The sequence below is a fragment of the Nitrospira sp. M1 genome, from assembly GCF_965152605.1.
In genome coordinates, this window is sequence record NZ_OZ224217.1 from 2,837,663 (window position 1) to 2,855,623 (window position 17,961).

Annotated in this window: 16 protein-coding genes; 15 read left to right on the forward strand and 1 reads right to left on the reverse strand. The window is 48.9% G+C overall.

The window, feature by feature from the left end; genetic code table 11:
• Window positions 1-166: 166 nt before the first annotated feature.
• The 7 genes from bufA2 to ACWHX8_RS12985 all read left to right on the forward strand — a co-directional run bounded on the left by bufA2 (window position 167) and on the right by ACWHX8_RS12985 (window position 5,771).
• Entirely contained in the window at window positions 167-445 is a 279-nt protein-coding gene (gene bufA2, locus ACWHX8_RS12955; RefSeq protein ID WP_447968546.1) for a BufA2 family periplasmic bufferin-type metallophore, read from the forward strand.
• A gap of 264 nt (window positions 446-709) precedes the next feature.
• Window positions 710-1,606 carry an MNIO family bufferin maturase gene (gene bufB / locus ACWHX8_RS12960; RefSeq protein ID WP_447968547.1) on the forward strand — a complete coding sequence of 299 codons (897 nt, stop codon included), beginning with the start codon at window positions 710-712 and terminating at the stop codon, window positions 1,604-1,606.
• Complete coding sequence (locus ACWHX8_RS12965; RefSeq protein WP_447968548.1) at window positions 1,551-2,348, forward strand: HvfC/BufC family peptide modification chaperone; 798 nt, start codon at window positions 1,551-1,553, stop codon at window positions 2,346-2,348. The genes bufB and ACWHX8_RS12965 overlap by 56 nt, the downstream gene beginning before the upstream one ends.
• Window positions 2,349-2,378: 30 nt before the next feature.
• The gene (locus ACWHX8_RS12970) at window positions 2,379-3,401 is read left to right on the forward strand and encodes a radical SAM protein (RefSeq protein ID WP_447968549.1); all 1,023 of its coding nucleotides are present in this window, start codon (window positions 2,379-2,381) and stop codon (window positions 3,399-3,401) included.
• Complete coding sequence (locus ACWHX8_RS12975) at window positions 3,385-4,041, forward strand: ferritin-like domain-containing protein (protein WP_447968550.1); 657 nt, start codon at window positions 3,385-3,387, stop codon at window positions 4,039-4,041. Before ACWHX8_RS12970 ends, ACWHX8_RS12975 begins: the two co-directional genes overlap by 17 nt.
• 331 nt (window positions 4,042-4,372) lie before the next feature.
• Window positions 4,373-5,068, forward strand: coding sequence for a TIGR04283 family arsenosugar biosynthesis glycosyltransferase (locus ACWHX8_RS12980; protein WP_447968551.1), 696 nt, complete (start codon window positions 4,373-4,375; stop codon window positions 5,066-5,068).
• A 460-nt stretch (window positions 5,069-5,528) separates the two neighbouring features.
• On the forward strand, window positions 5,529-5,771 hold the full coding sequence (locus tag ACWHX8_RS12985) for a hypothetical protein (protein WP_447968552.1): 243 nt from the start codon (window positions 5,529-5,531) through the stop codon (window positions 5,769-5,771).
• A 19-nt stretch (window positions 5,772-5,790) separates the two neighbouring features.
• Here the strand turns inward: ACWHX8_RS12985 and ACWHX8_RS12990 are convergent, their stop codons facing one another.
• Window positions 5,791-6,033, reverse strand: coding sequence for a hypothetical protein (locus tag ACWHX8_RS12990; RefSeq protein WP_447968553.1), 243 nt, complete (start codon window positions 6,031-6,033; stop codon window positions 5,791-5,793).
• 359 nt (window positions 6,034-6,392) lie between these two features.
• Between ACWHX8_RS12990 and ACWHX8_RS12995 the strand changes: the two genes are divergently transcribed.
• From ACWHX8_RS12995 to ACWHX8_RS13030, 8 genes are all read left to right on the forward strand, one after another.
• A complete protein-coding gene (locus tag ACWHX8_RS12995) occupies window positions 6,393-6,671 on the forward strand; it encodes a hypothetical protein (protein ID WP_447968554.1) in 279 nt (92 codons plus the stop codon).
• Between the two features lie 537 nt (window positions 6,672-7,208).
• Complete coding sequence (locus tag ACWHX8_RS13000) at window positions 7,209-8,078, forward strand: OmpA family protein (protein WP_447968555.1); 870 nt, start codon at window positions 7,209-7,211, stop codon at window positions 8,076-8,078.
• A 129-nt stretch (window positions 8,079-8,207) separates the two neighbouring features.
• On the forward strand, window positions 8,208-10,391 hold the full coding sequence (locus tag ACWHX8_RS13005; protein ID WP_447968556.1) for a marine proteobacterial sortase target protein: 2,184 nt from the start codon (window positions 8,208-8,210) through the stop codon (window positions 10,389-10,391).
• Window positions 10,388-10,978 (forward strand): class GN sortase, encoded by a 591-nt coding sequence (locus tag ACWHX8_RS13010; RefSeq protein ID WP_447968557.1) that lies wholly within the window; start codon window positions 10,388-10,390, stop codon window positions 10,976-10,978. The genes ACWHX8_RS13005 and ACWHX8_RS13010 overlap by 4 nt, the downstream gene beginning before the upstream one ends.
• Before the next feature lie 797 nt (window positions 10,979-11,775).
• Window positions 11,776-14,478 carry a M12 family metallo-peptidase gene (locus tag ACWHX8_RS13015; RefSeq protein WP_447968558.1) on the forward strand — a complete coding sequence of 901 codons (2,703 nt, stop codon included), beginning with the start codon at window positions 11,776-11,778 and terminating at the stop codon, window positions 14,476-14,478.
• 27 nt (window positions 14,479-14,505) lie between these two features.
• Window positions 14,506-14,949, forward strand: coding sequence for a lytic polysaccharide monooxygenase (locus ACWHX8_RS13020; protein WP_447968559.1), 444 nt, complete (start codon window positions 14,506-14,508; stop codon window positions 14,947-14,949).
• Window positions 14,918-15,802, forward strand: coding sequence for a lytic polysaccharide monooxygenase (locus ACWHX8_RS13025; protein WP_447968560.1), 885 nt, complete (start codon window positions 14,918-14,920; stop codon window positions 15,800-15,802). The genes ACWHX8_RS13020 and ACWHX8_RS13025 overlap by 32 nt, the downstream gene beginning before the upstream one ends.
• 429 nt (window positions 15,803-16,231) lie before the next feature.
• Window positions 16,232-17,821 carry a di-heme oxidoredictase family protein gene (locus ACWHX8_RS13030; RefSeq protein ID WP_447968561.1) on the forward strand — a complete coding sequence of 530 codons (1,590 nt, stop codon included), beginning with the start codon at window positions 16,232-16,234 and terminating at the stop codon, window positions 17,819-17,821.
• Window positions 17,822-17,961: the final 140 nt, after the last annotated feature.

Below are 17,961 nucleotides of genomic sequence, written 5' to 3' on the forward strand. Positions count from 1 at the left end.
TTACATGAACCTGTAACGTTGAACGGCCTATGCAGACTACCATCGAAATGGACTATTCGCCCCAGGCCTGAAGTACCAGTTAAACATGAGGCTATAACGACGAACGAGAAGTGACACATCACGAGTCCACATTTTCAATTCACTTGTATTGAGGAGGGAATCAGTTATGTCCAGTAAATCATTACTTATGGGTGCGGCACTGACAGGAATGTTAATTGCGTCAGGTTGCGCGCATTCACACGACAGCATGCATGACAGTATGTCGGGTGGCCAAATGGCCAAAGGCGAGTGTCATGGTGTGAACGACTGTAAAGGACACGGAGAATGCAAAGGCGCGGGGCAATCCTGCGAAGGCAAGAATGATTGCAAAGGCAAAGGGTGGGTCAGCATGTCGCAAGCCGACTGCGATGCAAAAGGCGGGCAATACGTGGCTAAATCTCATTAGTTCTCGTGAATTCAATTGAATGCCAGTCGAACCGATTTGCCAGACACCGCGTATGATCTGCTTCAACAATGGGAGCTGATACTCGCTTAGATGAACCTCTTAGGATTGTTATGGGCCATGACGCGAGGATAATCGGAATTCAGTAATGAGACATTCAATCGATCCGGTATAATTGAAGCGGCTATAACATCCATAACGCCCTCCCTTGCTTCCATATAGAAAGAAAGAGGGAGGGCACATGGTAACAGACGATCAAGACTCACCATGAATGAATCACTCTCACAACCAGCCACACTCGCTCAACCAAATGTTGGACTTGGACTTCGTCCAGTTCACTATCCTCACCTGGAAACACGCCCCCACACATCGGTGACCTGGTTCGAAGCCATTAGTGAAAACTATATGGATACCGAAGGGCGACCACTCAACATGCTTCAGCTCATTCGAGAAGACTACCCTGTCGCACTCCATGGCGTCTCTCTCTCGATCGCATCAACTGAAGGACTACGGCCGGAATATGTGAAACAATTGAAGCGGCTTAAAGATCGTATCGAACCATGGATTGTGTCCGATCACCTCTGTTGGACTGGCTTGCAAGCGTCCAATTTCCACGACCTCTTACCCTTTCCCTATACAGACGAAGCGCTCACATTACTGCTGAAGCATGTCGATCAAGTCCAAAATGCCCTCGGGTGCCACATGCTGCTAGAAAACGTCTCAACATATCTTCAACCGCCCGGAGCAACGTATGCCGAATGGGAATTCTTAACGACACTGGCGAAACAATCTGGCTGCAAACTCCTCCTTGACGTGAACAACCTTTACGTCAACGCCATCAACCATCGCTTTGATCCAGAGGTCTTTCTTCAAGCCATCCCAACAGAGTTGATTGGACAGATTCATTTGGCTGGCTATACCGACATGGGGACGTATCTCTTTGATACACACTCAAAACCCGTGTATCCGGAAGTCTGGGAATTATTTTCGAAACTCATCGCTCGTGCTCCAGATATTCCCGTGCTTATCGAATGGGACGATGACATCCCCGAATTTTCCGTATTAGAACAGGAAGCGCACAAAGCTACACGAATATGGAACTATCACCATGGGCACACTCACGCTGAATCAGTATCAACGTCTATTTTCGCACACAGCCTGTAGACAGGATCACGAAGCCCCGGACGCACGCCTTTCTAAGGCCATTACACCGGGGAAAGACCTCACGTCGCACGATGCGCTAGACGTATACCGACGTGGGTATTTGGTCAGACTGACCGAAGCGTTGGGAGAGACCTACGAGGCCGTCTGGTGGGTTGCTGGTGATGAAGAGTTTTTCCGCCTGGCGAAAACCTTCATCCAGAGTTATCCATCTCAAACCTATAATCTATCTACCTACGGAGCAGAGTTTGCCGACTTTCTGGAAAAAGCCCGTCCATTTCCTGACCTTCTCTTTCTTCCCGACCTTGCTCGATTCGAATGGCTGTTTAAAAATATCTTCCACATGCCACAACATGAACCAGCTTCCCAAGAGACCATCCAAGCCATGACGCAACAGAGCAATATACGATTTCAATTCGGCCCGTCCGTTCATCTGTTTTCTGCTCCATATTCCATCTACAACATCTGGAAACTTCGAGGCACTTGCCACGATGGACAGCCGCAGCCTGACTGGAACATTGCACAACACCTCTTGCTCTATAAAAAACACCAACAAATTTATGTGAATGAATTACAGCAGGTTGAATACAATCTTCTTGAACACCTCTGCACAGGTCTCTCGCTCGAAGAAGCGCTTCACCACACCCTGAATCACTATCCGGAAATGAGTCAGACGGAAATTTCTCAACTCTTTCAAGTCATGGTACACACGGGCATGATTCAACACATCACGAGCACGTCATAAGCACACGCCTATTTCCAATACGGTATCACGATGATTGCAAATCTCTACAACACAACCAAACCCGCACTGAATCTCTTGCGCCGCCGCCCTCTTCTAGGCATCTTCGAAGTCACACTCCGTTGTAACTCCTCATGTGGCTATTGTGATCTCCCACTCAATCAAGGTCGCTATGAAATGAGTCGGCAGGAAATTCGTCAGGTCTTCAGTAACCTGTATCACGACGGGCTGCGCTTTCTCTTGATCCAAGGCGGGGAACCGCTCTTAAGAACAGACCTGCCAGAAATCCTGGATGATCTCACGGAGATTGGGTTCAGCCTAAGTTTGATTACGAATGGAACGAAACTGACACCAGCACGAATCAATCGACTCGCGCATATTCCTCTGAATATTTCAGTAAGTCTTGATACGCTTGATCGAGACCTCTACAAACAGATCCGCGGGGCCGACCAATTGGGTCTTGTCCTCAACGGCATTGACGCCTTAGCTGATTATCCACACCCCAAGTATCTGACCTGCATTGTCAGCGAGGTGAATCGTCACCATGTAATGGACGTGGTTCGGTTTGCGCGTGATCGAGGATTTATCCCAGTGGTCGGAGCCTACCATTGGGATATTGATCGATATGGAAAAGTTGACTTGACGCTCCAATATCAGAAAGCCACGGCGGTGTCGGTTTTTCAGTCTGTCTTAGATTCCGGACTCGTCCCGCGTGGGTATTTTCGGCAATACCTGCGCGATAACATTACATGGCTAAACGGAGGACCGCTCAATCGGTGCGATGCCGGGCGTTACAGCATCGCCATCGATGCCTCCGGCAACGTGGCTCCCTGCCTGGCCCTGACACATCAGGGGAATCTTCTTAGATCATCGTTGGATGAGATTTTACACCATTTCGATCAACAGACTATTGAAGAATGCTCAAACCAGTCTTCCTGCAACATGCTCTGTAGCCGTGTCATTGGATCAACCCTACGCCAGCCACTCAATGCGCTGTTGACCCCGACAAAAGTCGAACCATTTCTCAGAAACGGCACCCATGTTACTGCACACTAACGAACGTCTTCCTCTTGCGAGACTTCTCCAATTCATTGAGTTGGGTGAACACATCGCTCATTCTTGCGCAAAAGCACAAGCAGCACTGGCTCAAGACCCGGGAACGACTCGCTTCCTGCAAGGACAAGCGAGACAAGAACTATTGCACGCGCGCACATTTCATGCATCGATTAATTGGATCGCCCCAAAACACCTCGGCGCCTCCCCATTTACCAAACCATTTGCACAATACCAACGCCTCATCGCCTCGGCACTGGACCGTGGGGACTTGCATGAGACAATCTTAGCCGAACAGGTGATTCTTGAAGGTTTAGGAGAAGTCATACTCAAGAAACTAGAAATGGGTCTTCTGAAACGACAAGCTCCGTTTCAACGACTTCGGCGGATTTTTTTACAACAAGAAGAAGCTCATCATGGGTTTGGGCTTCGACTCTTGGAACGTACAATCGCACAGCGCGCGATCTCGACACAATCACTTCAAAGTCAGGCACAAGATTACATTGGACTGGCAGAGTCAATGGTACGAACAGGCCAAGCGCTTCTCGTTGAGATCAATGAGGACCCTGATTGGTATCTAACGGAGTTCCGAAAAACATTACCTGACTGGATAAAAGGTTCACCAGTTTGCGCTATCGTATAACGTGAGATTCAAAAAAGATGAGTGACGTAGACAACGAGCGGAAAGTAGAGCAACGTCAAAAAAACCTCGTCTGCCGAACTTCGTATCCAGGGCTCTCATCCTTTAGGCTATAGCTGTTCGAATAGATGGCCGGTTGCACGACGTATTGTGTTGTGCTGTGGACATGATGGACTTTCGGCAAAGCAATATTGTGATTCGCTATATTCTCCCAGTACGGGAATATCATAAGCAGCAAGAAGAAAGGCGAGACAAATCGACTGACTCTCACATCTTGTCAGAAGTTCTATTTGGCTTTTACGAAATACGAGATACGATTCACGTGTAACACGTTATGATTTGGGTCATCATTCCAACATTAAACGAAGAACGCGCCTTACCGGCCACACTCCAATCGTTATTCCAGCAATCAGGTACGTACAACGTGGTGGTGGTTGATGGAGGGAGTACAGACCATACACCAAACCTTGTCTCCGGCAATCCGCGAATCACTTTCTTGACCGCTCCGAGGGGGCGAGCCTCGCAGATGAATGCCGGAGCAGCCTTTGCGTGGAATCACCGAATGTCAGAGAATGACTGGCTCCTGTTCCTCCACGCTGATACCACCCTTCCGCCGGATGCCATGAGTACATTGTACCGTCTTCATTCACAGCCAACGTGCCAAGCCGGTGGGTTTACCCATCAATTTTCCGGCAATGATTGGAGACTCCGTTTCATATCCTGGCTCGATAATTTTCGTTGCACGAGGTCACACATTATTTATGGAGACCAAGCTCTGTTTGTGAGACAGGGGCTGTTTGAACGAATTGGGAGGTTCCCGAATCAACCCATCCTCGAAGATGTCGCATTTGGGAATACACTCTTACACTATACCGTCCCACACCTCCTCCCCTCTCCTGTTGTGACCGATGCACGAAAGTTTCTTCGCATGGGAGTCTGGAAAAGTTTGACCAGGGTCTTGCTGATCATCTTGTATGTCGAATACGGACTTCCCACTCTGACCCCAGGATTTTTTCAAGACATTCGTTAACCTGCGTTAGCCCCAGCAAAAAATCATCGGTCTAAAAAATTGCTCCATTCACACATAGCGTTCCAAAATCACATCTCAAAAGCCCAATCAGTCACACCCCTGTTTTTTCACCATCAATACACACAGCACAGTTCAAGACTTTCAAATAATTTTTGATAACAGAAACAATCATCTATAGCGAAACCAAATAACTTCCACCCGAATGTACATCATGTACACAGCGCAAAAACACACGTCGTACAGACGGAAGTAAATTGGAACGGCTATAGCGAAATAACAGCTCGAAAAAGCTAAGCCCTCCGCAGGTCAGACAAGAGAAAAGAGAGGAGGAACAGGGTGGAAACACCAAAAACATGCGGAGGAGCAAAGAAATGCCCAAGAAATATCAACAGAAACTTAAGAAATGGGTGATTGAGTGCCGATAAAGATCGCAAATAATACAGTGGATAGGAACTTGACTATGGACTCAGCAAACGATTTTTCAGCCTTTCTTCGCGACTTCAATGAAGTTGACCTGAATCACTATACCTGTTTCGCGGGAGAATTCCGCGATCAACGTCTTGAAGCAGGGGCCATGGCTGAGGCAGGATTTTGGAATACGGTCGTGAACCTATGTATCGACGAACGCCTGCGACGGGAAGGCGAAGTTCGGCGATTGGAGTACATGTACCGCACCGGCGTCGACCTGGAAGACAAAGACTGACTCGCATTCCTTCACTCTCTCATTCTTCACTTTTCTCTTTTAACTTCCCTATACGCTCTTTGGCTTTTTGCGCTAGTTCGCTGTTTGCGTCCATCTGGATGATTTGTTCATAGAGTTGAATGGCATGCGGACGATTGCCTTGCTGCTCTTCGAATTGCGCGGTTTCGAATAACTGCTGAGGATCTTCCCCACATCCCCACAAACCCAGCACGCCAAGAAAGATTCCCAATCTGAACCATTTCGTTATTCCATGTGACATCATTGTCGATCTCCCTCTCCTAAATGTATGCATGCGCAAAGACCTTCCCGAAGTCTTCTACCGAACTGAGCCGTAAAGACAGTCCCATCAAACCTCTATCGTACCAGCATTTTCGTCTGTTTTCTTCTCATCTTTCTTCGTATTCAGGGTAAAGATTTTACGGGAGCCTAGCCGATACTATTTACAGATACGCGAGTCGCATAGACGTTATAGCGAATCCAAATACGTAGCTGGGTTTGTTGCATGTTCCTGATTGGACTGTAAATGGATTCGCTATAAACCATGAGGACTTTCGGCTGAACGTTATGTGGCTTCGCTATAATTGAATCGGCTATAACGACACGATTGATAGTAGGAATATCATGAACGCTGTTAAGGACCTTGCAAAATCGTTAAAAAGTTTCGATGACTGTGAAATTCGGGTTTACACCCGTTTTGCGACCGAATGGCGTGATCAACGCCTGACAGAAGGCTCTGCAGAAGAAGTAGCGTTCTGGAATGCCATTGTGTCGATGTTACTAGAAGAACGTCAACGACGGTCACACGAAGTTCGACGCTTAGAAGCCATGTTCAGAACTGGCAAAGACATTCAAGAGTCCAGAGAAGACTCATCTGACCTCGATGATTACACCGGAGTCTAGTCGACAATTCACCGCCTATAGCCGTTCCAATTTACTTCCGTCTGTACGACGTGCGTTTTTGCGCTGTCTACATGATGTACATTCGGTTGGAAGTTATTTGGTTTCGCTATAGTCGATTCCAGACAACCCTTCCCTCCAACTACGTATAGTGTACTTTTCCAGACTCCCATTTGTCTGATTGTTTCTCCTCGTCTGTTTTCCCAACTGTAGTCCGACATAACTGCCCCTCACACTCTTTCAGATAGTCTCATGCGTGGATGGCCACGCATGCCCATCAAGACTCACCGCACGGTCATTCCATCCACGCACCAATAGATCACACAACACACTGAAAGTATAGGATTTTTTGAATTTCAGCCTTGGTATCGCCATTGCTTAGATCACCGTGAACATCGGCCTTGAACGGTTCTTCGGAAAGGAGGTGACAAGCACATACATTGAGGAACAGCGAGGCAACAGAGCGGTATTTCAAATCCACTCTTACAGAAATAAATCATGAGACGTACGGTTTACAACATTAATTCAATGGAGGAATCAATGAAACACGACCCACAACATTTAGACAGTGAAAAAAAGAGGTTCTCTCAACCATCACGAGCATCATCAGGGTCTGCACCTTCTTCGAAAGAAACGCTCATGCTGGGCTCAGGGCTATTAGCGTTGACCCTGGGAATTGGAGGCATGTGGATGATCTCGGAGGATCAACCATTGCATGCCAATCCCGCCGATGCGGGTGAGATGAAACAGCTATCACAGACCATGAAAACCTCGACATCTGGAAACATCTCAGAATTAGAGGCATCGACAGAAGGAATAGACCCAATGCCTGTCGCCTATGAAGACGATACAGCCAATTCAGGGAAATCCGTGTCTCTCGATCAGACCGACGTGTTCTTTGGATTTGATCAAGCCGGGCTTTCCGAAGAAGCCGCCACCATACTCCAAGAAAAAATCGATGCGCTGAAGGAAAAACAAGGCTGGCACATCACAGTACAAGGACATACCGATCAACATGGGTCCGATGCCTACAATCAGCGGCTGGGCCTTCGTCGGGCCAACGCCGTGAAGGCCTATCTGGCGGCTCAAGGGTTTGAAACATCTTCTATCGAAACAGAAAGTTTGGGGTCGCAGAACCGCATCTGTACGGAAGACTCCGAAACCTGCTTCCAGAAGAATCGGCGTGCCCACATCATTCTGACAGTTGACCAGGTCTCGGCTTCCCTTTCAACGCCACTCGTTGCCGAAACACTGACAACAGAGCCGGAGACCATTCTCACGGTGAAACCGGATGTCGCCAACAGTCCGCTCCCTGAAGAGATTGACACAACGACGACAGCCTTGCTCTCGACAACCATTGATATGGAACCGGAAAGCGAATCAACCGCAACATTGAACTCCCTCCCGTAACGTCACACTCACGAGAGCTGCGAACTGACATCCCACCGGTCATGTCGCAGCTCTCATTCCTACGGTTTCGAACGTGTCTCGTCCATTGGACACACGCTTCATTTTTTATTCATGAAAGGGTTCTTGTTTATGAACATTCACCACAACCGCGAGACGGCGTATCTCACATTCGGAATCGCACATCGACTCACTCGTGTACGAGGGAACAGCAACAGTACCTCGAGAGGTTTCTCCTCATATCACCTTCTCCTGTTCATAGTCCTGACGTTGATAGCACTCCTCATAGTGTTCACCACCGATGCCTACGCTGAATCATCAACACAATACACCTCTCCACATGATGCAACGCAAGGAACCCTCTTGTTTCGCTCATCGGAAGGACTTTCATATTCTCCTGCTCCGACCGTCGAGACGAACGCGCACATCTCCATCACAGGACTCATTGCAAGAACAGTCGTTCGACAAACGTTTCAAAATCCTGGGCCTGGATGGACCGAAGGGATCTATGTCTTTCCCCTCCCTGAGACGGCTGCCGTCGATCATCTTCGCATGCATATTGGAGATCGAGTGATTGAAGGCATCATCCAAGAACGGGCTCAAGCCAAACAGACCTACAGCACGGCAAAACGAGAAGGAAAACGGACCAGTCTCATTGAACAAGAACGGCCCAATATGTTCACCGCCTCAGTCGCGAATATTGGGCCACACGAAACGATCATAGTTGAATTTGAATACCAAGAGACCGTGCACTATGAACGTGAAACATTCTCTCTCCGCTTTCCCATGGTCGTGGGGCCTCGATACATCCCCGGCGCACCTGTCACTTCAGATGAATCACTGACCGCGCCATCGAGGCTCTCTGACGGACATGGATGGGCAACAAATACCTATCAGGTTCCCGATGCTTCACGAATTACACCACCCGTTCAACATCCCAGCCAAAAGCAGCTGAACCCAATCACGCTCACAATCGATCTCGCACCGGGATTTCCACTTGCCAAACTCGCCTCGACCTATCATGACATTCATCAGACCTCGAACAATACAAGCCAATATCAAATCACCCTACAAGAAGGAAACGTTCCAGCAGATCGCGACTTTGAATTGACATGGGAAGCAGAACAGGAACATACACCAAAAGCGGCTGTCTTCTCGGAACACTTCCGTGACGAAACATACGTGATGCTGATGCTCATGCCGCCAAGCCGCGTGTTTGCCGACCACGTGGCCTTGCCACGAGATGTAACCTTCGTCATCGACACCTCGGGCTCCATGCATGGGAGTTCCATTGAACAGGCAAAGCTTGCCTTACAACTCGCCCTCACCCGTCTCACAGAACGGGATCGCTTCAATGTGATCCAATTCAATCATGTAACGGAGACTTTGTTTTCTTCTTCTCAACCCGTCACGACAACGGCCATTCAGCAAGCGACACACTATGTCAAAGGCCTGCTCGCTGAAGGTGGAACAGAAATGTTACCCGCCCTCACACATGCGTTCGCCCAGCACGACCCAACGACACACATCCGACAAGTCGTCTTTATCACGGACGGACTCATTGGAAACGAACAACAACTCTTCCAAGCCATCCAGGACACTTTGACAGACACTCGCCTGTTCACCATTGGAATTGGCTCTGCACCAAACAGTTATTTCATGCGGCATGCGGCCAAATTCGGACGTGGGACCTTTACCTATATTGGTCGTATCGACGAAGTCCAAGACAAGATGAACCACCTGTTTCATGCACTTGAACACCCAGTACTCACAGACATCGACATGACGTCGACAGAAAACTCACCAGGGGACATCACCCCTGATCGCATTCCTGATCTCTATGTCGGTGAGCCGCTGATGATTGCCATTCGAGCAGAAGCCGGATCGGAGCAACTACACATCAAAGGGAAAATTGGATCAAGGGTTTGGGAGAAAAGTATATCATTGCATGCCGCGCTCCAACGTCGTGGCATCGCCACCTACTGGGCACGGCAGAAAATTATGACGTTAATGGATAGCGGTGTTGAGAAACGAGACAACAGTCCCGTGCGCCAAGAGATCATCAACCTCGCCATGACTCATCACTTGGTCAGCCGCTATACCAGTCTCGTTGCCATTGATGTCACGCCTGCGAGACCTGGAGATCAAACGCTTTCAACTCACGCAATCAAGACACATCTTCCCAATGGGCAAGATTACACGGCGATCGTTGGCTTGTCCGCCGGAGCCACACCGGGGCCTTGGCATCTCACCGTCGGATTGATTCTTCTACTCATGGCCTGTGCCAGCGTAGGCTATCAATGGAGTCAAACATGAATACGCCCCGTGCCCTTCTGCTCTTATTCACCATGTTCCTGCTTGTACTTGGCATAGGACACACGGGGTATGGCGCATGGATCTATGTAAAAGCTGAACTCGCTCAGTACCTCATTGAACGAGCCTGGGCTCACACGCAAGACGGTCAAGGGCAAGTTCAACCATGGCCTTGGGCCGATACCTGGCCAATCGCAAAGCTTCGGGTTCCACAACACGGCATCGAAATGTTTGTGCTCTCCGGTGCCAATGGACGCACACTCGCGTTCGGGCCTGGGCATGTTGCAAGCAGTCCGCTGCCTGGCTCCATTGGCACAACGATTTTCAATGGTCATCGAGATACGCATTTCGCATTTCTCGAACATATGCAATCGGGTGACACAATACTCATCGACGACATCTATGGTCAGACCACATCATTTACCATTCAGAACATGCAGGTTGTGGATGCACGTCAGTCCATCATCGTCCAAGACGAATCCCATGCACAGCTTGCACTCGTGACCTGCTACCCATTTGATGCCATCACACCCGGAGGTCCATTACGCTATATTGTAATCGGAGCACGAGATTCGCCCCCGCCGACATAACGACCATATCTCAGGAAATGACTGCCTACTGATGCTTTTAAATTTTTGAAAACTGTTTAAACGGTTTCCTACCTTAATTCCCCAACAACTATCCACAAGATGTTTCCGCACAAACTACACAACTCGAATCAACCTGGGAAGTAGAGAAAGGCTCGCTGTATTGCCTACAGAAAATCTCTCTTCGTGCGACATCAGTGATGGTGAATACAAGATTTCTCTTATGAGTTTTCTTCTCTTGATTCTACGTTTTCCCATTATCGTCCTCCACAAAACTTTCAAAAAGAAAAGAGAGAAACTGTAGGGTCTCACCTACGATACCTACGAATACTCATGGTTACCACATGCACTTCACCTAGGTACAAATTTTAGTTGGCGATGACATGACCTGACAGTTTCATTTTCGTATGTTCCATGAATTCAAGGAATTCTTCTTATTCAATGCGATCGCGCTGCCCACAAGATAGGCACATATTTTTATGGAATACAGATTGCTAGCAATCACGAACAGAAAGAGTTCATTTTTTAAATTCCTCTCTCTGCAACTTGATGACCGACGTAGGTCAAACCCAATGACCTGATCGATAGAAACATAACTAGAAACACATAGGAAGGATGCGCATGATGAATTCGTTCTCTTGTCATTCCGATTCAAAAAACTATCGCCGACCCTTCCCTCCATCCTACTGACGACTTTCAGGATGCTGCGTGTATCCATTTATGCTGCATTTTTGTACTTGACTAACGTGAAATTTACGCTTTCATCACATTTAAACAGACTCAACATGAAAGGGACCATCATGTACACACGCCGAAATTGCATAGTCGCCATATTGGGGCTCTGCATGTTCTTTCTTGCCACACTCACGTATGCGGACGACACAGCTCCACCTCTTACCGAAGATAAATCTTTTGAAATTCTGTATTACGAGTCACTACCGCCAATGGCCATTGAAAGCCGCGAGCCGGACTCAAGCGATCCAGACCACACAGATCATACGTGGAATTGGTCATTCGAAGCCTTTGGAAGAACATTCGACGTTGTCTTGGAATCCAATAATCGCTTAATCGACAAATTATCCAAAGCCCAGAAAGAACGTCTGATCAAAACCAATACCCTCTATCGCGGCACGATTCAAGGCATTGAACATTCGTGGGTCCGCCTGACCAAAATGGGTAAACACTGGTCTGGAATGTTCTGGGACGGTCAAGAAGTCTTTATTATCGATTCAATGCAGGCCATGACCTCGGCGCTCTCAGTCCAGCCTTCTTCGGACAGCTCCACACATGGCATCTATCGCTTATCCGACACTCGAGATTTAGGTGTCGCCACCTGTGGGCTGGGAACACCCGGCAGGCCCGCCAAGCCCATGACGGACTATTCCGCTTTACTTGAGGAGTTAAAAGGATTTGTTCCGGCGCAGGCTGCGGGAGCTTCGTTCAATCTAGATATGGCCATCGTCTCAGACCCTCAATTTGCACAGATTCAACAGGATAATTTTGGAACATCCGCGGATGCGGCCGTACTCGCACGACTCAACGTCGTGGATGGCATTTTCTCAGAACAAGTCGGTGTGCAAATTCATCTGGTGGAAATTCGGCACTTGGCGCAGAACGGAACATTAACGTCGACAAACCCCAGTACGCTGTTGGATCAATTCGGAAACTTCACGAGTGGTTCAACATTTACACACCCGGGCATTGCCCATCTTTTTACAGGCCGTGATCTGAATGGAAGCACCATCGGCATCGCTTTTTTAAGTTCATTATGTAGCTCTAGATTTGGAGTTGGGGTTGATCAAATTCGCGGTGGCGGAACGGCGGGAGCCCTCGTCGTCGCCCATGAACTCGGCCATAATTTTGGCGCTCCTCACGATAATCAAGGCGGATCAGCATGTGCGAGCACGCCTGGCAACTTCCTGATGAATCCATCAATCAATGGCAGCGATCAATTTTCCCAATGCAGCTTGAATCAAATGCAACCCGTCGTTGATAGAGCCGCGTGCATTTCCGTCGTTGACCTTTCTGTTCCCACAGTCGGCATTACGTCACCAATGGATGGAGCATTTATCACCAGTGGGTCTGCGGTGACTCTCGTCGGGACAGCGACAGACGAGCAGGATGGGAATTTGAATTCGGATCTTGTTTGGCGTTCAGATCGAGATGGTCAAGTTGGAACAGGTGGAAGAGTCTCCACGCCACTCTCAGTCGGCACCCATCGCATCACCGCTTCGGTCACTGACAGTAGCGGGGGCACGGCCACCCAACGCATTACCATTGCCGTCACAGGAAATAACCCTGGTGGCATCTTCCTTAATTCAAATTTCAATTCGGGCACCAATCAATACACCTTCGTCGATGATCCATTTCGCAATACCAATCAACCCAATTTTGCAAGTGGCGCACATGCCCCCGGGCAAGGCTTTTCGGGTGGGGCTCTCCGTGTTCAACTCGGGGGAATAAATAATTCGACTGTTCGAAACATGTCAGGTGGATGGAGACGAACGTTCACCTTGCCTACAGAAAGCCATGTCACATTGCTGTTCCGGTATAAACTCACGCAAGGCGCCGAATATGAGAGTGACGAAATCAGTCAAGCGCTTCTATCTGTCGATAACCAACTACGAGGAGACGGCTCCAACGACTTTCTTGCTCGGATTGCCGGAAATGGGAACGGGGGAGATGCGCAATCAACCGATTGGGTACCTGTCGCACTTTCCATTGGAACCCTACCAGCAGGCTCACATACCATCACGATTGGCGGGTTCAACAATAAAAAAACGTTTAATGATGAGTCGACCGAGGTGTCAAATAAATTTATCACTGTCTCAAATCGCCTTATTACCGTCTCCGACGGAAAACTGACTATTCGTCTCACCCGTCAGAGCGGAACGGCAAAGACCATGTTGAATTATGTACGAATCTCGCCGGCAGGAGGATCAACCCCTCCCCCCCCACCACCGCCTCCCGGACAACCTATTATAAGCGCCTCGTTCGATGCAGGAACAAACGGATTCACCTATATGGACGATACCTTCAGAAACACAAATCAACCGAACTTTGCAAAAGGGGCATATCAACCGAACTTCGGATTTACCGGTGGAGGCCTGCAAGTTCTTGTCGGTGGCCATAGTAAGGCGGAAAAACGCAATATGTCCGGTGGATGGAGACGATCATTTAACCTACCTACAGCCAGACCAATCAAGATATCCCTGCGATACCGAATGGGACAAACAAGCAATTATGAGCCCGATGAATTCAGTGAAACATTGCTCTCAATTGACAATACATTGATAGGCCCCGGAGGCAGTCAAGTACTGGCGCGGATCACTGGAGACGGCGATGGAGGGAGTAATCAAGTGACAGGTTGGGTAGCAGTCACTCTCAATAGCAAAACGCTCTCTCAAGGAACCCATACTATAACCATCGGTGGATTCAATAATAAAAAAGATGCTGTTGACGAAATCACACAAGTATTAATCGATGATGTCGTCATTCGATGACATGAAAAGACAAAGGGGATGAGACGCATGCATTTCGCTGTAAAGCTCGGTTCACTGACACTCATTGGCATTCTCCTCGGGACCTTTGGCCTCCCGGAAGAAGGCTCTACGCATGGCACGATGGTCGTTCCCCCAAGCCGTGTGCACGAATGCCGTTTTAACGGGAACCCTGAAAATCATCAAGATCCAGCTTGCCGGGCCGCTGTCGCGCGAGGCGGGACGCAACCCATGTACGACTGGAACGGAGTCCGGCAAGGAAACGCGAACGGACAGCATGAAGCCCTGATTCCTGACGGCCAACAATGCAGCGGAGGGAACCCGACGTTTCGCGGGTTAGATCTCCTCCGCTCCGATTGGCGAGCTACCCCTATCGCCCCAGACGCCAACGGACAATTTGAATTTGTGTACAATGCCACGGCCCCCTCATGCAACCCAAGACATGATCTTCTACGTCACGCCGCAAGGCTATGACCCCACACAACCCATTCGATGGGGTGAGTTGGAAGAATTCTGCCGTCACGGCCAAGTGCCGCTTGAAACCATCCAAGGCGGTGGACGAGGGTATCGCATGCAATGCCATTTGCCTCAACGCACAGGCAAACACGTCATCTTCCATATCTGGCAACGCTCCGACAGCCCAGAGGCGTTCTACTCATGCAACGATGTTGAATTTCAAGGCGGAACTGTCCAGGACAATGTTCGGGAAATCGGCAGAGTTACAGCCATGGAAGACTTGCAAGCCGGAACCACCATCATTTTCCGTCTCTTCGAACAATCAAGGGGAGATGTGGAGCAGATCCAACTCGTGCTCGATGAGGGAGATGGCGGACGGACAGTGTGGCCTTTCCTTTTAGCACAAAAAGTCAATGCCGAGTCGCAATTTATTCGAATCGGCACTCTGACCGCGGATGGCCGTATCGAACCAACACGCACACCCAACGGCAATCGTGTATTTACGAAATCTTCTCAGTCACACAGTTTCGTTATTGACAAAGAAGTACCAAACGGCGGACCAGGTGATGGGCCTGATGAAAATCCAGATGGCGAACCTAATGGCAACCCCGACGGCGGACCCAACGGGAACCCAGACGGTCCACCTGATGGAAACCCTAATGACGTTCCGGATCCCAACACTCCGTCTGAACACCTAACCTATCCTGAAGGAAGAGGAGGCTATCAACCTGGAACAGTGGTGAAAGGCACAAACGGGAACCTCTATCAATGCCGCCCATTTCCATTTTCAGGATGGTGCAATCAAGCGCCGTCTTACTATGCGCCTGGTACCGGATTAGCCTGGAAGCAGGCATGGAATGTAAAGAAATAATCAAGAAGCTTCGGCTCGGGAAAGCGCATAGCATTCACCGAAAACCTGAAAGGCACGCACACGAATGACGACAAAGTCGCCTCAACAACAAGAACGCCCTCCATGACGTCTGATATGTAGTTTGTCTCTAGTTTAGGTAGTCACATCCGTAAAGTGGGGAGGAGTATTTGGGGTTGCGCAAGGCAAGTATCAGCAGGTTTTTGAATTTCAAGTATTAGAGATACACATACTATTCGTCATTATACTTATTATTTACACCCAATATTCGCCTGGTATTTGCTACCTGCCTCAATACGTTCTTCCTTGTCGATGTATGCAGAAACGTCCACCTTGTCAAGTTTCTGTCACGGCTGCCTACCCTCTAACGTTTCAGTGTTCTTGCTGCACGACTCCTATCGTCAGCACCTTGATATTGTTCAGGAGGTATTTATGAATTCGTCTTATGCACAGTTTTCTATGGCGGTCACAGTTGCCATTGTTTTCACAATAGCAAGTCCTCCGTCTTCGCATGCTCAGGAAACCGATATTACGCAAACGCCAAATTCCGTCAATGCAGGCATACAAAAATCATTGCAGGATCAGATAGGTGCTGGCCGTGGGGATATTAACACCCCGAAATCGTCCTTATATATCATTAATCGAGATCCGTTTCGGTCCATTCGTCGCGGACGGAATCTCTTTCAACGTAAATTCACGGTCGCGCAAGGCTCTGGGCCACGGACGGGCGACGGACGGGGAGATATCGAAGCCGATGGATCAATTGGCGCAGGACTCGCTGATAGTTGTGCGGCTTGTCATGGCCGCCCGAAAGGCTCAGCAGGATTCGGTGGAGATGTCTTTACACGACCTGACAGCCGAGACGCCCCACATTTATTTGGGCTTGGCATTGTAGAAATGCTAGCCGACGAAATCACTCAGGAACTCCGTGCCATCAAAAATTCGGCAAGTGCACGTGCACAAAAAACCGGACAAAATATACGCGCCAGACTCCAAAGCAAGGGCATTTCATACGGATTCATCAGAGCGCTTCCCGATGGCTCGGTAGACGCATCAAGAGTCACGGGAGTCAATGCGGACTTACGCGTGCGACCCTTTTTTCACGAAGGCAGCACCATCTCCATTCGAGAATTTGTGGTCGGGGCACTCAACCATGAAATGGGCTTAGAAGCCTTTGACCCAGATTTAGCCAAAGCATCCGCAGGAGGAAACATTACCACTCCATCCGGAATGATATTGGATGGAGCAATTGACACGATTGAAGCACCTCCAGTTTCAAGCGAAAGTGATGACTCGGACCTGGACGGCGTCGCCAATGAAATTCCCGTGAGTCTTGTCGATCACATGGAATTTTATCTCTTAAATTATTTCAAACCTGCCATTCATCGCGAAAATGCTCGTGTGCGTACCGGGAAAACCATTTTCCGGAAAATTCAATGCACCGGTTGCCACATACCTTCATTGGTCATTGAACGTGATAGACGAATTGCAGACGTCGAAACGAAATTCAACAATCGGAAAGGGGTCTTCAATCAGCTCTTTGCTGTTGCGACGCCACTCGTCCAGGCTGATCCGAACTCAGGCAATCCACCCATTAAAAAGCCTCAAGGCAAACGATTCATCGTCAATAATATATTTGCGGATTTTAAACGGCACAACCTTGGACCAAATTTCTGGGAACGGAATTTTGATGGAACCTTGACGAAGGAGTTTATGACGGAACCCTTATGGGGAGTCGGTTCAACCGCACCCTATGGACATGACGGACGCAGCATTAACCTGTGGTCAGTCATTATGCGCCATGGCGGGGAAGCCCAAGCATCACGAAACCGCTTTGCTCGACTTCCAGCAGCACAGCAGGCCCTACTGTTGGAATTTTTACAATCACTCGTCCTCTTCCCGCCGGATGACACGGCCTCAAATCTGAACCCCGGAAACCCAGGGGCAGTCAATTTTCCGCAAAACGGTCATGGAAACATTGCCCTTCCGAAGCTCTTCAATGATCCATCTGATCTCGAGTAATAGAGACGGATGAGAACAACAGACAGCCCGACGACAAGCTGAAAACGCTTGTCGCCGGGCTCACCTGTGCCTCAGACGAAGTGGCACAGCCTCCCTCATTAACCATGTGCAAGCTCCGTGTTTCCCTCCTTTAGCTCCAC

Coding starts and splice junctions, on each gene's coding strand:
- bufA2 (WP_447968546.1), top strand. CDS start 167: ATGTCCAGTAAATCATTACTTATGGGTGCGGCACTGACAGGAATGTTA.
- bufB (WP_447968547.1), top strand. CDS start 710: ATGAATGAATCACTCTCACAACCAGCCACACTCGCTCAACCAAATGTT.
- ACWHX8_RS12965 (WP_447968548.1), top strand. CDS start 1,551: ATGGGCACACTCACGCTGAATCAGTATCAACGTCTATTTTCGCACACA.
- ACWHX8_RS12970 (WP_447968549.1), top strand. CDS start 2,379: ATGATTGCAAATCTCTACAACACAACCAAACCCGCACTGAATCTCTTG.
- ACWHX8_RS12975 (WP_447968550.1), top strand. CDS start 3,385: ATGTTACTGCACACTAACGAACGTCTTCCTCTTGCGAGACTTCTCCAA.
- ACWHX8_RS12980 (WP_447968551.1), top strand. CDS start 4,373: ATGATTTGGGTCATCATTCCAACATTAAACGAAGAACGCGCCTTACCG.
- ACWHX8_RS12985 (WP_447968552.1), top strand. CDS start 5,529: ATGGACTCAGCAAACGATTTTTCAGCCTTTCTTCGCGACTTCAATGAA.
- ACWHX8_RS12990 (WP_447968553.1), bottom strand. CDS start 6,033: ATGATGTCACATGGAATAACGAAATGGTTCAGATTGGGAATCTTTCTT.
- ACWHX8_RS12995 (WP_447968554.1), top strand. CDS start 6,393: ATGAACGCTGTTAAGGACCTTGCAAAATCGTTAAAAAGTTTCGATGAC.
- ACWHX8_RS13000 (WP_447968555.1), top strand. CDS start 7,209: ATGAAACACGACCCACAACATTTAGACAGTGAAAAAAAGAGGTTCTCT.
- ACWHX8_RS13005 (WP_447968556.1), top strand. CDS start 8,208: ATGAACATTCACCACAACCGCGAGACGGCGTATCTCACATTCGGAATC.
- ACWHX8_RS13010 (WP_447968557.1), top strand. CDS start 10,388: ATGAATACGCCCCGTGCCCTTCTGCTCTTATTCACCATGTTCCTGCTT.
- ACWHX8_RS13015 (WP_447968558.1), top strand. CDS start 11,776: ATGTACACACGCCGAAATTGCATAGTCGCCATATTGGGGCTCTGCATG.
- ACWHX8_RS13020 (WP_447968559.1), top strand. CDS start 14,506: ATGCATTTCGCTGTAAAGCTCGGTTCACTGACACTCATTGGCATTCTC.
- ACWHX8_RS13025 (WP_447968560.1), top strand. CDS start 14,918: ATGATCTTCTACGTCACGCCGCAAGGCTATGACCCCACACAACCCATT.
- ACWHX8_RS13030 (WP_447968561.1), top strand. CDS start 16,232: ATGAATTCGTCTTATGCACAGTTTTCTATGGCGGTCACAGTTGCCATT.